This window comes from Domibacillus enclensis (genome assembly GCF_900156125.1).
GTDB classification, from domain to species: Bacteria; Bacillota; Bacilli; order Bacillales; family Domibacillaceae; genus Domibacillus; species Domibacillus enclensis.
This window is the reverse complement of sequence record NZ_FTLX01000006.1, coordinates 275,841-290,404: the sequence shown is the minus strand read 5'-3', so window position 1 is coordinate 290,404 and position 14,564 is coordinate 275,841. Positions and strand designations below refer to the sequence as shown.

At 49.7% G+C, this 14,564-nt stretch carries 13 protein-coding genes; 1 reads left to right on the top strand and 12 read right to left on the bottom strand.

Annotated elements, in window-relative coordinates:
* The 8 genes from BW952_RS13960 to pdhA all read right to left on the bottom strand — a co-directional run.
* The coding region (locus BW952_RS13960) for a PTS glucitol/sorbitol transporter subunit IIC (protein WP_276206298.1) at positions 1-92 on the bottom strand (92 nt) is incomplete at its 3' end.
* A gap of 39 nt (positions 93-131) precedes the next feature.
* Positions 132-500: a transcriptional regulator GutM gene (locus BW952_RS13955; protein WP_045849051.1), complete on the bottom strand. Its 369-nt coding sequence runs from the start codon at positions 498-500 to the stop codon at positions 132-134.
* 212 nt (positions 501-712) lie between these two features.
* Positions 713-1,657, bottom strand: coding sequence for a sugar-binding transcriptional regulator (locus BW952_RS13950; protein ID WP_045849050.1), 945 nt, complete (start codon positions 1,655-1,657; stop codon positions 713-715).
* 159 nt (positions 1,658-1,816) lie between these two features.
* Positions 1,817-2,761, bottom strand: a complete 945-nt coding sequence (locus BW952_RS13945) for a sugar-binding transcriptional regulator (RefSeq protein WP_045849049.1) — start codon at positions 2,759-2,761, stop codon at positions 1,817-1,819.
* A gap of 94 nt (positions 2,762-2,855) precedes the next feature.
* Positions 2,856-4,244 carry a dihydrolipoyl dehydrogenase gene (lpdA, locus tag BW952_RS13940; protein ID WP_045849048.1) on the bottom strand — a complete coding sequence of 463 codons (1,389 nt, stop codon included), beginning with the start codon at positions 4,242-4,244 and terminating at the stop codon, positions 2,856-2,858.
* 15 nt (positions 4,245-4,259) lie between these two features.
* Positions 4,260-5,582 (bottom strand): dihydrolipoamide acetyltransferase family protein, encoded by a 1,323-nt coding sequence (locus tag BW952_RS13935; RefSeq protein WP_045849047.1) that lies wholly within the window; start codon positions 5,580-5,582, stop codon positions 4,260-4,262.
* A gap of 16 nt (positions 5,583-5,598) precedes the next feature.
* Entirely contained in the window at positions 5,599-6,588 is a 990-nt protein-coding gene (locus BW952_RS13930) for an alpha-ketoacid dehydrogenase subunit beta (protein ID WP_045849046.1), read from the bottom strand.
* A gap of 20 nt (positions 6,589-6,608) precedes the next feature.
* Positions 6,609-7,592, bottom strand: coding sequence for a pyruvate dehydrogenase (acetyl-transferring) E1 component subunit alpha (gene pdhA, locus BW952_RS13925; RefSeq protein WP_045849045.1), 984 nt, complete (start codon positions 7,590-7,592; stop codon positions 6,609-6,611).
* A gap of 191 nt (positions 7,593-7,783) precedes the next feature.
* Between pdhA and BW952_RS13920 the strand changes: the two genes are divergently transcribed.
* Positions 7,784-8,563, top strand: a complete 780-nt coding sequence (locus tag BW952_RS13920; protein ID WP_045849044.1) for a Cof-type HAD-IIB family hydrolase — start codon at positions 7,784-7,786, stop codon at positions 8,561-8,563.
* A 203-nt stretch (positions 8,564-8,766) separates the two neighbouring features.
* Here BW952_RS13920 and BW952_RS13915 read toward each other — a convergent pair whose 3' ends face one another.
* From BW952_RS13915 to fdhD, 4 genes are all read right to left on the bottom strand, one after another.
* Positions 8,767-10,020, bottom strand: coding sequence for an L-lactate MFS transporter (locus tag BW952_RS13915; protein ID WP_045849043.1), 1,254 nt, complete (start codon positions 10,018-10,020; stop codon positions 8,767-8,769).
* A gap of 58 nt (positions 10,021-10,078) precedes the next feature.
* The gene (locus BW952_RS13910; RefSeq protein WP_052698314.1) at positions 10,079-10,531 is read right to left on the bottom strand and encodes a DUF1641 domain-containing protein; all 453 of its coding nucleotides are present in this window, start codon (positions 10,529-10,531) and stop codon (positions 10,079-10,081) included.
* A complete protein-coding gene (gene fdhF / locus BW952_RS13905) occupies positions 10,524-13,481 on the bottom strand; it encodes a formate dehydrogenase subunit alpha (protein WP_076496324.1) in 2,958 nt (985 codons plus the stop codon). Before fdhF ends, BW952_RS13910 begins: the two co-directional genes overlap by 8 nt.
* Before the next feature lie 282 nt (positions 13,482-13,763).
* Positions 13,764-14,555 carry a formate dehydrogenase accessory sulfurtransferase FdhD gene (gene fdhD / locus BW952_RS13900; protein WP_045849042.1) on the bottom strand — a complete coding sequence of 264 codons (792 nt, stop codon included), beginning with the start codon at positions 14,553-14,555 and terminating at the stop codon, positions 13,764-13,766.
* Between the last annotated feature and the right edge of the window lie 9 nt (positions 14,556-14,564).

Sequence of the window (14,564 nt, the reverse complement as noted above, 5' to 3'; positions counted from 1 at the left end):
GGAATGATGCCGGTGAACATGCCCATAAAGGTTTCGCCGCCTTTTTGGAACATGCCAATGAATCCTTCTGCAAATTTAACTAAAAAGTCCATGTTGCATTCCCTCCCCTTCGTGATCCTGTATAATAAGGTTTAAACCGTTACTGCTGTGTCCATTTGCTGCTTGATTTTATCAGAGGCCATTTTCAGCGGATGTTCCCACTTCTCGTCTTGCAGCGTAGAAATATGCTGCCCTATAAACCGCTTACATTTTTTAAACTTGGCAAAAACCGTGACACCGTTCATGACCCGGCATTCTTCTACGACACCATTTTCATCCGTGACAAGGATCAATACCGTTCCGGAGCCCAGCTTTTTTTTCTCAACACCAACACCCAAGTAACCGCTTTCTCTTCTGCTCATTTTTTGTATTGTCGCCCGATAATGCCGCATTTGACGAGTCGTCAAATATATTTGAAGCAGCCATAGGACCACAAAGCCAGCAAGAAGATAACCCCACATTGAAGATCACCCCTTTACATTTGTTCTTACCTGTTACCTTTGTAATGATTGTAGTCTATTCTATGATTTATTGTCAATAGAAATTCAACATTTTTTAAAATTTCAGATTAATTAATAAAAATCATCCGATTCTTTTCTTTAGTGATCCACTCAAAGAGGCCGAACGATCCTGCGAAAATGTCGCAGTCGTTCGGCCTTATTTTATTAAGTATTTACGTTAAAAGAGCCAGAGCCGTTTGTTCATCAATAACAAGTGTATGAATATACCCGCCTTTTAACGCCGCTTCAATGCTCTCGGCTTTATACGTTCCCTCTGCAATACCAATGACATACGGCACTTTTTTCAAGTCGCGCAGCCGAAGCCCGATGATCCGCTTGTTTAATTCGTGCTCGATCGGTGTTCCTTCCTGGTCGTAAAAGCGGGAGCCGATATCACCGATGGCACCTGCTTTTTTCAAGCTTTGAATATCCGATTCGTGCAAATAGCCGATATCCTTCATGGTAGACCCTTTGTGCGGATTCCCGATGCCAATCAGGGCCACCTCTACATTTTTTCCTTCTTCAAGCACCTGGGCGATGTCCTGCATTTGGACGAGGCGCTCGGTTAATTCTTCCGTTTCCACAATGGCCGGTGCGTATAAATACGAGCACGTTCCATTCATTTTTTTTGCCAGCTCATACGCCAGCTGATTGGCGTGGATTTCCACGCTTTTTGTTCCCATTCCGCCAACCAGTGGAACGATATTGACCTTTTCGCGTCTTTCAAACGGGTATTCCTTCACGACTTCTGAAAGGGTGGTCCCCCATGAAATGCCCAGCCGCTCGACATCCGGCTTTAAATGCCTGGATAAATAATGAGCCGCAGCCTGGCCAACGGCTCGGCGCACCATATCCGGTGTAAAACCCGTCGATGGAACGACAACCGTATCGTGCAGATGAAATTTTTCTTCAAGCCTTTTCTCCAGTTCAACGGTATGCACACTTTCGTCCTTTATATACACCTCAACAATGCCTGCATCCTTTGCCTTTTGCAGCATTTTGGAAATGACCGGACGGGATACGCCTACCTTTTTCGCAATCTGCTGCTGCGTCCACCCTTCTGTATAATATAAATTGGCTATTTTAACGAGCTGACGGCGCTCTTCCCAGCTTAACATGATCATCCCTCTTTTTTCTTTTTGTCATTAAAATGTGTTCGGACACACCTCTTTGATCCTTATTATAACAATTGTGATCATGAATGAGAGCGTTTCCGCAAAAGAAAGGAAAAAAAAGACACACCTCGACACAGGCGTGCACAATTGTAAGCGCATTAATCATGTGTTCAGCAAGGCTGCAGCTGAACGCTCGTCTATTACTAGAACATTGACAATATTACTGGCAAGCAGGCCCTTGATGCTTCGCTGCTTGTTCGTTCCATCAGCGACCGCAATCACGGTCGGGATCTTCTCCAGCTGCTCAAGAGAAACCCCTACTACCCGGTTGTTAAACGGATGGTGGACCGGAACACCCTGGTCGTCGAAAAACCGGAATCCAACGTCTCCTGCTGCCCCTGCCGCTTTTAACGAATCCGCATCTTCCTTGCGCAAATAGCCGACTTTTTCTAATGTCGAATCTTCGTGCGGGTTTCCGACACCGATGATGGCCATGTCCACCTGTGCTCCTTCTTCAAGAACACTTTTAATATCCACCATCTCCATAAAATGGTCCTTCATTTCCTCTGAATCAACAATCGCCGGCGCATACAGGTACGAGCAGGAGGCCTGTGTTTTTTTCGCAAGCTCGTACGCGAGATGGTTCGCATGAATATCAATGGAATCCCGCCCCATCCCGCCTTCAAGGGGCACAATATGCCATTCCGGCCGCTTTTCATACGGGAACTGCTTAACGAGTTCGGCCATTGTCGTGCCCCATGAAATCCCGAGTGTTTGCACATGCTTCGCTTTTTTCGCCGCATAGGACGCGCCCGCTGCGGCTACAGCTCTTTTCATTGAACCGCCATTCGCGTGCTTCTCCGGAACCACCACTGCTTCATCGAGGCCAAAAACCGTTTCCAGCTGTTGCTCCAGAGCCACTGTATGCACGGTTTCATCTTTAATAAAAATCTCGACAATGCCTGTATCCTTTGCCTGCTGAAGAAGGCGGGAGACAATCGGACGGGACAAGCCGATCTGCTTTGAAATTTGCGACTGCGTCCATTCATCATGGTAGTAAAGTGAAGCGGTTTTCACCATTAATCGATGTGCATCCTGCTGCCCCATGCCGTTTCCCCCTTTCTCCTTGGTCGGTCCTTCGGCGCAATTACGGTGGAATTGCGCCGTATCGTCAAGAATTGCGCCGAAAAATAGCTTGTTTTTACGCTTGTTTTCTCAGCTTATTCACCGAATGAACAGCTGCTTCAAAAAATGTTTCCGAAATGGTCGGATGTGGATGCACCATTTTTGCTGCTTCGTCGATGGTGCCTTCTAAATACATGAATGCGGATGCTTCAGAAATCATTTCCGTCACATGCGACCCGGCCATGACGACGCCAATGATCTCACCGTACTGGGCTTCATAGATGATTTTCGTAAAGCCGTCCGGTTCACCGGAAGCAAGCGCCTTGCCGCTGCCGGCAAAATCAAATTTCTCCACGCGCACATCAATTCCCTGTGCTTTCGCTTCCTCTTCCGTCAGACCAACACCAGCGATTTCAGGGAACGTGTAAATGCAGCGCGGCATCACTTTGTAATCCATCGCATCCACTACGCCCGACGCGTTATTTGCCGCAACGACGCCCTCTGCGCTGGCCGCATGAGCCAGCTGCCAGCCACCGATCACATCGCCAACAGCGTACACATTCGGCTGGCTCGTCTCCATTTTTTCATTCACTTGAATAAACGGACCATTCATCGATAGGCTCAGCTCATTAGTTGCCGACAGGTTCGGCCGGCGTCCGGTGCTGACGAGAAGGGTTTCTGCTTCAACAGTGAACTCGCTCCCTTTAGCATCCAGGCATACAACCGTTTTGAGGCCGTTTTGTTCACGGACCGACTGCACCTTTGATTTTGTATGAAGGGTAATGCCTTTTTTCTTGAGCACCTTCGCCAGCAGCTTGCCCGCCTCCGCATCCTCCGTTGGAATAATGCGGTCGGCCGCTTCCACAACCGTCACGTTCGTTTTGAGCGAAGAAAAAATGCAGGCAAACTCCATGCCGATCACACCGCCGCCGATAATGACGACCGATTTTGGAATCTCTGCGATATCAAAAATCGTATCGCTCGTATCAAATTGTACTTTGTCAAGCCCTGAAATCGGCGGAACCGCTGGTGTCGACCCTGTGGCCACAATGACACGGCCGGCCTGAATCGTTTCCTCTCCCGCCTCGGTTTTGACGCGCACACTCCCGTCCTCCTGTACCGAACCAAAGCCGTTGTAGACGTCAATTTTGCCTTGCTTCAGCAAAAAGGCGATCCCGCTGCGAAGCCGTTCGATCACATCATTTTTCCGTTTTTTCATTTTATCAAAGGACAATGTCAGCTCACCAGTTTCAATGCCCCAGTCCTTTGCTTTTTCAATGGATTCGATAATTTCCGCATGCTTCAGCAGTGTTTTGGACGGGATACAGCCGCGGTTCAAGCAGGTGCCGCCTAAAAAATCCGGCTCAATAAGCGCAGCTTTTTTCCCGAGCTCGGCCGCATGAAGCGCTGCCACGTAGCCGCCTGGTCCGCCGCCGATGACGACGATATCGTATGATGCTGTCATGTTCGTTTCGCCTCCTTAAACGAGCAGCTCGTATGGATTTTCCAGAATGTCTTTCAGTTCAGTCAGGAATGCCGCCGCTGGTGCCCCGTCAATAATCCGGTGGTCAAAGGACAGGCTAAGCGTCATCATCGGACGGATTTCAAGCGCCCCGTTTACGGCGACCGGCTTATCCTGCATCCGGCCAACGCCTAAAATCGCACTTTCCGGCTGGTTAATGACCGGCGTGAACATATCCACTGCATACATGCCGATGTTGCTGATGGTAAAGGTCGACCCCTTCATCTGATCCGGACGCAGCTTGTTGTTCCGTGCCAGCTGGCCGATCTCTTTGGCACCCTGTGTCAGCTCTGCCAGTCCCTTTGCCAGCACGTCCTTCACCACCGGCACCATCAGTCCGTCATTGACCGCGACAGCAAGTCCGAGGTGAACGTGGCCGTGCTGAACAATTTCGTCACCTTCAAGCGATACATTAATAGCCGGGTGACGAGAAAGAGCCGCAGCGGTTGCTTTCATCAAAATTTCGGTATACGACAAGCGGAAGCCGGTTTGCTTTTCGACCACCGGCAAAAGCGCTGCGCGCAGCTCCTTCACCTTTGTCATATCGATTTCGCTCGTCATCGTCACGTGAGGAGCCGTCTGCTTGCTTTGCACCATACGCTCGGCGATGACTTTGCGCATGCCGGACATTTTTTTGCGTGTGGAGATGACAGAGGCTGGATCTGTTGTGCGCTTCACGGAAATCACGTCCTGCTTGACGATTTTTCCGTTGGCCCCGCTTCCCTGCACGTTCGATAGATCCACTTGTTCACCTTCCGCGATTTTGCGGGCGAGCGGTGTCGCTTTTGCTTCGGCTGGGCGGCTTGATGTATGAGCGGCAACATCCTTTTTATGCACACGTCCATTTGGCCCGCTTCCCTGCACCTCCTGAAGCGTTATGTTTTCCGTGCGGGCAAGCTGCCGGGCGGCTGGTGTGGCACGTATTTTTTCCCCTTCAGCGGCGGATACTGTTGGTGCCTGCGCTGGTGAAGCTTCCTGAACAGGTTTTTCTTCCTCCTGTTCCGCACCAGACACCCCTGGCGGCTCTTCCGGTACCGCTTCCCCTTCAGTCCCGATGTAGCCGATCACGTGATTGACCGGCACCTGGTCGTCTTCTCCAAAGTATTTTTTTAAAAGAATGCCTTCATCATAAGATTCAACTTCAATATTGATCTTGTCGGTCATAATTTCAAAAAGCGGTTCGCCGATCTCGACGCTGTCTCCCTCTTCCTTGAACCATTGAAGGAGGGTGCCGGCTTCCATCGTGCTGCTCAGCTTTGGCATGAAAATTTCGTTTGGCATCGTGTCTCCCTCCTTCTTATTTGTTTTGAACGGTTTCTTTCACAGCGGCAATAATATCCGGCACTTGAGGTGTTGCAGCTTTTTCAAGCGTCGGGTTGTATGGAATCGGCACAGCGAGTCCCCCGAGGCGCTTTATTGGCGCGTCCAGGTAATCGAATGCTTCACTTTCCGCAATCATGCTGGCAATTTCGCCACCGATGCCGCCGCGCTTAACGGCTTCATGCGCCACGATGAGACGGCCCGTTTTCTTGACCGAGTTGATGATCGCTTCTTCATCAAGTGGCACGATCGTCCGCGGGTCGATCACTTCCACACTGATGCCTTCTTTTTCAAGCTCTGCCGCTGCTTCAAGCGCTTTATGCACCATGAGCGCTGTTGCGACAAGCGTCACATCTGTCCCTTCTCGCTTTATGTCCGCTTTGCCAAGTGGAATCGAGTATTGCTCTTCCGGCACCTGATCAGATGTTTTATACAGTAACTTATGTTCATAAAAAACAACTGGATTGTCGTCATCCATTGCCGCTTTTAATAAGCCCTTTACGTCATACGCTGTGGATGGCTGTACAACTTTTAATCCTGGAATATGCGCCATCCAGGCCTCTAAGCTTTGCGAGTGCTGAGCAGCTGCACCTGTGCCTGAGCCGGACGGGGTCCGGAGTACCATTGGCACCTTTCCTTTGCCGCCGAACATGTAGCGGGTTTTCGCTGCCTGATTAACCATTTGATCCATCGCAATCGTAATGAAGTCGGAAAATTGAAGCTCCAAAATCGGCCGCATGCCAGTCAGCGCCGCACCTACAGCTGCACCGGAAATAGCAGCTTCTGAAATCGGTGTATTGCGCACCCGCTCCGGTCCGAATTCCTCGATCATGCCACGGGTGACACCGAACGCCCCGCCGTACACACCGATATCTTCTCCAAGAATAAACACGTCCTCATTTTGGCGCATTTCCTGACTCATCGCTTCCCGTACCGCTTCTAAATACGTAATCTCTCTTTTTGTCATCGTTTTCACCCCTCCTGTTTTTACGCGTACACGTCTTCTTCTAACGTATCAATCGACGGCTCCGGACTCGCTTCCGCAAACTGGACTGCTTCTTCAATCTCCTGCTTGGCCTGCTCCTGCAAGACCTTCGCTTCGTCTTCGGTCAATACACCTGCTTCAAGCAGCGTTTCCTTGAATCGTTTAATGCCGTCCTTGGCTCTCCACTCGTTTTCTTCCTCACGCGTACGGTACTTTTTCGCATCTGACTTGGAGTGGCCCTTCCAGCGGTATGTTTTCATTTCAATCAGTGTCGGTCCTTTGCCCGCGCGTGCGTACTGAACCGCTTCGTCCACTTCATTCATAATCTCGACCATGTCACAGCCGTCGACGATCTTGCCCGGGATGCCGTATGCCGCCGCCCGGTCCGCAATGTGTTCAACACGCGTCATATCCTTGACCGGCCCGCTCATGCCGTACTGATTGTTTTCACAAATAAACACAACCGGCAGATCCCAAATTGCCGCCAAATTCACCGCTTCATGAAAGCTTCCTTCGTTTGACGCGCCGTCCCCGAAAAAGCAAAGCACCACATACTGTTCCTTTTTCATTTTCGACGTCAATGCCGCGCCAACCGCCAGCGGAATGCCGCCTCCGACGATTCCGTTTGCGCCGAGGTTGCCTTTTTCCACATCGGCAATGTGCATCGAGCCGCCTTTTCCTTTGCAGTAACCGGTTTCACGGCCAAACAGCTCGGCCATCATTTTGTTGACGTCGCCTTCTTTGGAAATACAGTGGCCATGGCCGCGGTGTGTGCTGACAATTTTGTCCTTTGGCTCCAGAACCGCGATCGATCCCGCAGCGGAGGCTTCCTGTCCAACGCAAAGGTGCGTTGTTCCATGAATAAGTCCTTTCGCAAAAAACTGATCGACCTTTTCATCAAAGTAGCGGATCAGCCACATTTCTTTATATAAATCCTTCAGCTTTTCATCCGTGATTGAGGTGGGCAGGCTTAATTTTGTTACCATGATTTTTCCTCCCTTTACTTTTGTTCTTATATGTTACATTTGTAAATATCATAATATGGTCCCTCTATTTCGTCAAGCAAATCCTCATTAATTTTTCAGATAATTAAAAGCGGTTACACGACATTTCAATTGTTCAATGTGCTGGCATTTGCTAGTATATAAGAGGAAAATAAAATGCGAAGGGGATTTTTATGAGCCAAAAAATTATTTTCTTTGATATAGACGGCACGTTGTACGACCACGAAAAACAGCTGCCTGCTTCCACCCGCCAGGCGATTCAGGATCTGAAAGAACTCGGTTATGAGGTGGCGATTGCAACAGGACGCGCACCATTTATGTTCGAGGGGTTGCGTGAGGAACTGGGCATTGAAACATTTGTGAGCTACAATGGACAGTACGTTGTATTTAAAGGTGAGCCTCTTTACCGAAATCCGCTGAACAAAGAAGCCCTGCTCCGCTTAACGGACATTGCGGTTGAGCATAATCATCCGGTTGTGTTCATGGATCACGAAGATATGAAGGCCAATACGCCGGAGCATGAGCATGTAACAGCAGGTATTGATTCCCTGAAAATTAACTACTTCCCGGATCATGACCCAACGTATCATGAAGGACGCGAGCTGTATCAGTCACTTCTTTTCTGCCAGGACCCTGAAGATAAAGAATATGAAAAGCAATTTCCTGAATTCGACTTTGTCCGCTGGCATCCGTATTCTGTCGATATCGTTCCGGCAGGCGGCTCAAAAGCGAAGGGCATTGAAAAAATCATCGAAAAGCTGGATATCGCACCCGAGGATATTTATGCGTTTGGCGACGGCTTAAATGACGTGGAAATGCTGAAGACGGTTGTGAACAGCGTAGCGATGGGCGACGGACATGAGGATGCACGGAATGCCGCCAAGCATGTGACCTCTAATGTGCACGAGGATGGCATTTTAAACGGCTTGAAAATGGTCGGCTTGTTGAAATAAAGCACAAAGCGGCTTCCCGCAAATGGGAAGCCGCTTCTTTTTGTTCAGCCGCCGGATGACCGGATTAAGTGCAAAAACGACCGGATTCGCCGAGCCGATGACCGGAATCCACCTATTCCGGTCATTCATAATGTGTTTCCGGTCTTCTGGGCAATTTTCCGGTCATCCGCGACGGTTTTCCGGTCATTCCAGATGCTACCTCGCTACGCCTTCACGGCGGATTGATTCGCTGCCCGTACTTTGCGAATGTTTACACGGACTAGCAGCGAAATCACCAGTGCCACCACAAAAGCGGCTGTAAAGATATACAGCGTCAGTGAGTAGCTGTTCGTTGCTTCCCGGATGTTCGATGCAACAATAGGCCCAACGAGCCCAGCTGCAGCCCAGGCTGTTAAAATATAGCCGTGAATCGCCCCGAGCTGCTTTGTGCCGAATAAATCCCCAATGTATGCCGGAATAGACGCGAAGCCGCCGCCATAGCAAGACAGGATAATAAACACAACGAGTTGAAAAAGAAGGGCATTTGTTAAATTCGGCAGCAGCATAAACGCGACAATTTGAATGGCAAAAAATGCTGTATATACATTCGGCCGGCCGATATAATCCGAAATCGATGCCCAGCCAATCCGGCCAAATCCGTTAAACAAACCCATAATCCCTACCATTGTTGCTGCTGCAGCCGCTGAAAGACCAGCAATATCCTGGGCCATTGGCGACGCAACCGAGATGACGGCAATGCCGCATGTGACATTAATGAACAACATTGACCAGAGCGCCCAAAAGCGGACGGTTTTCACCGCTTCATTGGCAGTCAGTTCAGACAAATCGGTTTTTCTCGTTTCTTTGCCCGTTTGATCTTCCTTCATGCCTGCCGGCAGCCAGCCTTTTGGTGGCGGAGCCAAGTACAGGGAGGAAAGAATCATGACCACAAAATAAATCGCGCCCAGTAAATAAAACGTATTGCTGATGCCAATGCTGTTAATTAAACGGGCAATAATCGGGCTTGCAATAAGCGACGCAAACCCGAACCCCATAATAGCAAGACCTGTCGCAAGTCCGCGCCGGTCAGGAAACCACTTGACCAGCGACGAAACGGGCGTGATATAGCCGATCCCAAGCCCAATGCCTCCCATGGCTCCGTAAAAGAAATAAAGCAAATACAAGGAATCAATGCTATTGGCAAAGCCTGACCCGATCATCCCGAGACCGAAAAATACCGAAGCAATCAAGCCGGCTTTTCGCGGTCCGTGCTTTTCAACGAAATGGCCCATAAAAGCCGCTGACAGTCCGAGAAAGAAAATCGCAATACTGAATGTGAGCGAGATTTCGGTTAATCCCCATCCGTGCTCCTCGTTTAACGGATTCGTGAACACACTCCATGAATAAACGGAGCCAATGGATAAATGAATGCCCACTGCTGCTGCGGCAATGAGCCACCGGTTTTTACCTTTTTCCATACGCTTATACCCCTTTCGTTTGGCAACCGAGTTGACCGACAAGAGGGAATCCCCCTCGTTACCGGCTTATTTTTCTAGAAATGAGTGCAGCGCCTGCAAGACCCGCTGCGATCATCCACCCTTTCCCATTCCCCTTTGTGATCGATGGTGTCTGACTGACTTTAGAAGCAATCTTGATCACGCCGTTTAGCGTGTTTACGAGCGGACCCAATTCGGCTGCATTCAGCTTTCCAAGTGTGCCAACCATAAGCAGGCCATTTTTCAAAATAGCGGCTGCCTCCGGCTTGTCGACAGCCTTCACGAGTACATCCAGCACACGGTCTCCCTCGCTGAACAAGCTGGACGCCATCTCCAGGCCGCCCCGCTTATCCACTTCCGTCAACAGCTGCAAAAAGGAAGCGAGCGCCTCCTTGTTTTCAATCAGGATCGTTTCGATTTCCTCCAGATCTCGGCGGCGCTGCTCTTCTTCACTTAATTGAAGACGGTGAATGGTTGTGGTTGCTTTAGCCACGACGGTTCGCCCCTTTCTTGACAAGATCACCTGGGAAAATATAATCGGCACGTGCCCATTTTTTCTGAACCTGTACACCGATCTGCGGCTGCGGATTCCCATTGCGGGAGTTGATGCGCGGCAGCGGGCTGTCGCCTTTTGCTTTTAAGATTTCCATTTTAGCGCTTGTTTCCTTGTATGCCGGCGTATCCGTGTCCTTGTCCGCATAACTGCTCGTTAAATAGTTGATCGCACCCTCACCCGAGTCATTCATCGGCAAGTACACTTCCTTGCCTTTTACCCGGTCTGTGACCAGACACGATACTTTCACACTGCCGTACGGCGACGTTAACCGGACAAGCGTGCCGTCTTCAAGACCGCGCTCGGCTGCAAGCTCCGGTGAAACCTCCAAAAAGACGTTCGGTGTTTTCGAGGTAATGCCTTTTGATTTATACGTCATGTTGCCTTCATGGAAATGCTCCAGCAAGCGGCCGTTGTTGACGTGAAGATCATATTCCTCGTCATATTCAAGCGGCTTTGTCCAGTCAACCGGGAACAATCTCGCTTTCCCATCCGGGAACGGAAATTCGTCAAGAAACAGCAGCGGTGTATCGGTTCCATCTGCCGCCACCGGCCATTGCAGGCTGTTGTATCCTTCCAGCCGTTCATACGTTACGCCGGCATAAAGCGGCATTAAGCTTGCGGCCTCTGCCATAATCTCACCCGGATGATGGTACGTCCAGCCGGCACCAAGACGGTTGGCGATGTCCATAATAATCTGCCAGTCCGGCTTTGAATCGCCCTTTGGTTCAAACACCTGATACAGCCGCTGAATCCGGCGCTCTGTGTTCGTGAATGTCCCTTCTTTTTCAAATGACGGGGCAGCTGGCAGCACAACGTCGGCGTACTGAGCCGTTTTGGATAAGAAAATATCCTGCACCACGAAGAAATCGAGCTTCTCAAACGCTTCATGTACATAGTTTAAATTGGAATCGACCATCCCCATGTCTTCCCCTTTTAAGTACATGACCTTCACATCACCTGCATGGATGCCGGACACCATTTCGTGGTTGTTCATGCCAGGCTTTGCCGGAATGGTTACGCCCCAGCCCTTTTCATATTTAGCACGAACGGCGTCGTCTGCCACTTTTTCATAGCCCGGAAAACGGTCCGGCATACTGCCAAAGTCACTCGCACCCTGCACGTTGTTATGACCCCGAAGCGGATAGCTGCCCGCCCCCGGCTTACCGTAGTTTCCGGTAATGAGAAGAAGGTTGGAAATGGCGGTGCTCGTATCGCTGCCGCCTAAATGCTGTGTAACACCCATTGCCCATAGCACGCTCGTTGTAGGGGATTCATGAATGGCGTTCGCCACCTGAATCATCGTTTCTTTCGGAAGGCCTGTCACCTGCTCTGCGTAGTCCATCGTATACTTGTCCAGGCTTTTTACATACTCATCAAGTCCGTTAACACGGTTCATTAGAAACGCCTCGTCCGCCCAGCCTTGATCCACGATGTACTTCGTTACAGCAGACAGCCAGACAAGATCGGTTCCTGACTTCGGCTGAATAAACAGGTCCGCGCGCTCTGCCATCTCATGCTTTCGCAAATCCGAGACGATCAGCTTTTGTCCGTTTAGCTTGTGCGACCGCTTCACTCTCGTCGCTAAAACCGGATGAGACTCTGACGTGTTGGATCCTACGACGATGATCAGCCCTGCCTGCTCGATATCTGTAATCGATCCGGAGTCGCCGCCGTGTCCGACCGTACGGAACAAGCCCATCGTCGCCGGTGTCTGGCAATAGCGCGAGCAGTTGTCGATATTATTCGTCCCAATCACTCCTCGGGCGAGCTTTTGCATTAAATACGATTCTTCGTTTGTGCATTTGGAGGACGAAATAAACGCCATCGAATCCGGTCCGTAGGTGTCCTTTGCCTGCTTGAATTTCCCTTCAATCAAGGCAAGCGCCTCTTCCCATTCCGCTTCACGGAACACATCACCTTCACGAATCAGCGGCTTCGTCAAACGCTCTTCACTGTTGACAAAATCCCAGCCGAACTTTCCTTTGACGCAGGTGGAAATGCCATTGGCCGGTGCTTCCATTTGCGGCTCGACCTTTAAAATTTTCCGGTCCTTCGTCCATACGTCGAAGCTGCAGCCGACGCCGCAATACGTGCAGACGGTTTTTGTTTTTTTAATACGCGACTCCCGCATTGCCGCTTCCACATCTGACACCGCTAAAATCGAACTGTAACCGGTTTCAACATTTTTTGTCAGTTCAATCATCGGTCGAAGTGTCGGCTTTTGAATACCGGTTAAAAATCCAGCTTCGCCTTCCATTCCTTTTTCCATCATCGCATTACACGGACAAACTGTTGAGCAATGACCGCATGATACACATGATGATTCGTTGATCGCAGAGTTTTTATCCCAAATCACACGCGGACGTTTTAAGCTCCAGTCGATCGATAGCGTTTCCGTCACCTGCACATCCTGGCACGCCTCCACGCAGCGCCCGCACAAAATGCATTGATCCGGATCATACCGGTAAAACGGATTCGACTGATCGATTTCATGCGGCTTCGGTTCAAACGGCTCGCTTTGGTGTTCGATTTGCATCTGCTTGACCGTGTTATGTACTTCACAGCGGCCGTTATTGTAGTCACACACTGTACAGTAAAGCTCATGATTGTACAGAATCCGGTCCATTGCAATGTCCTGTGCTTTTTTTACATCCGGTGAGACAGCATCTATGACATCACCCTCCCGAATGGTCGTTGAACAGGACCGGACAAATTCTCCATTCACCTGCACAATACACGTATCACATGTTTCAATTGCGCCAAGCGCCGGATGATAGCACACACTCGGAATGTCAATCGCCTGTTCCTTTAATGCCTGCATCACCGACACGTCACCCGGAATGCTCATCTTTCGCCCATTCACTTGAATCCCCACGTATTCCGTCAACGCAAAAACTCCTCTCTATTTTTCCTTCGTCAGCCAGTCAACACACGCCTGTATGCGAACCTTCCTAGAATACCCTTTTTCTTCTTTAAAAAAACAAAAAAGGACAGCGCTCAAAAAGCTTATGGATATAAGCTTTTTAAACGCTGTCTAATGCCTCTGCATCGCTTGCAGAAGCGCCAAACACCATTAGTATGATGGATAAAAGAAAAACAGGCCATGCCTTACCTTCATCTCGTCTGGCATTTTCATGTAAGCGCTACCTATTTTATCAGAATAGCATCGTTAAGGCAACATAATCCGCTCTGGCACCGTGTAAATATTCATGGATTCATTGCGGATAAATCCGACGGTTGTGATGCCCAGCTCTTCCGCAGACTGAAGCGCAAATTCAGTCGGAGCTGATTTCGACAGGACAATCTCACAGCCGATCTTCGCCGCCTTTAACAATATTTCCGAGGAAATACGTCCGCTGAATACGAGAATTTTCCCTCTTGTGGAAAGTCCGTTTTTTAAGCAGTAGCCATACAGCTTATCGAGCGCATTATGCCGGCCGATGTCCATTCTGCTCAATAGAATACCGGACTCATCCCCGAGCGCCGCGTTATGAACACCTCCTGTTTGTTTAAAAACAGCCGCTTCTTTTTGCAGGTTTTCCATCAGTGAAAAACAAAGCGCCGGTGTCGCCTGAATATGGATATCGTGCAGCTTCTTTGCGGTCAGCGCATCATTTGCAAACACAAAGCCTTGCCTGCTCATGCCGCAGCACGACGTAATGTACCGTTTGTTTTGCAGCTGTTGAAAAAGAGGATTCATCCGTTGCAGCTCTACATGGACAAAGCCGGAATCGTCCACTCGCAATCGATGAATGTCTTTGTAGCGGCGAATGACGCCCTCTGATGCTAAATAGCCGATCACCATGTCTTCTATGTAATCCGGCGAGCACACCATTGTCACAAACTCTTCGCCGTTTATTTTCACCGTAACCGGCTGCTCGGTGACAATCGTATCGGCTATCGTTTCCGCCTGTCCGTTTTGAAAGCGGATAATCGTCCTTTCCCGCTGTATGTCCTTCAACGCCTCTTT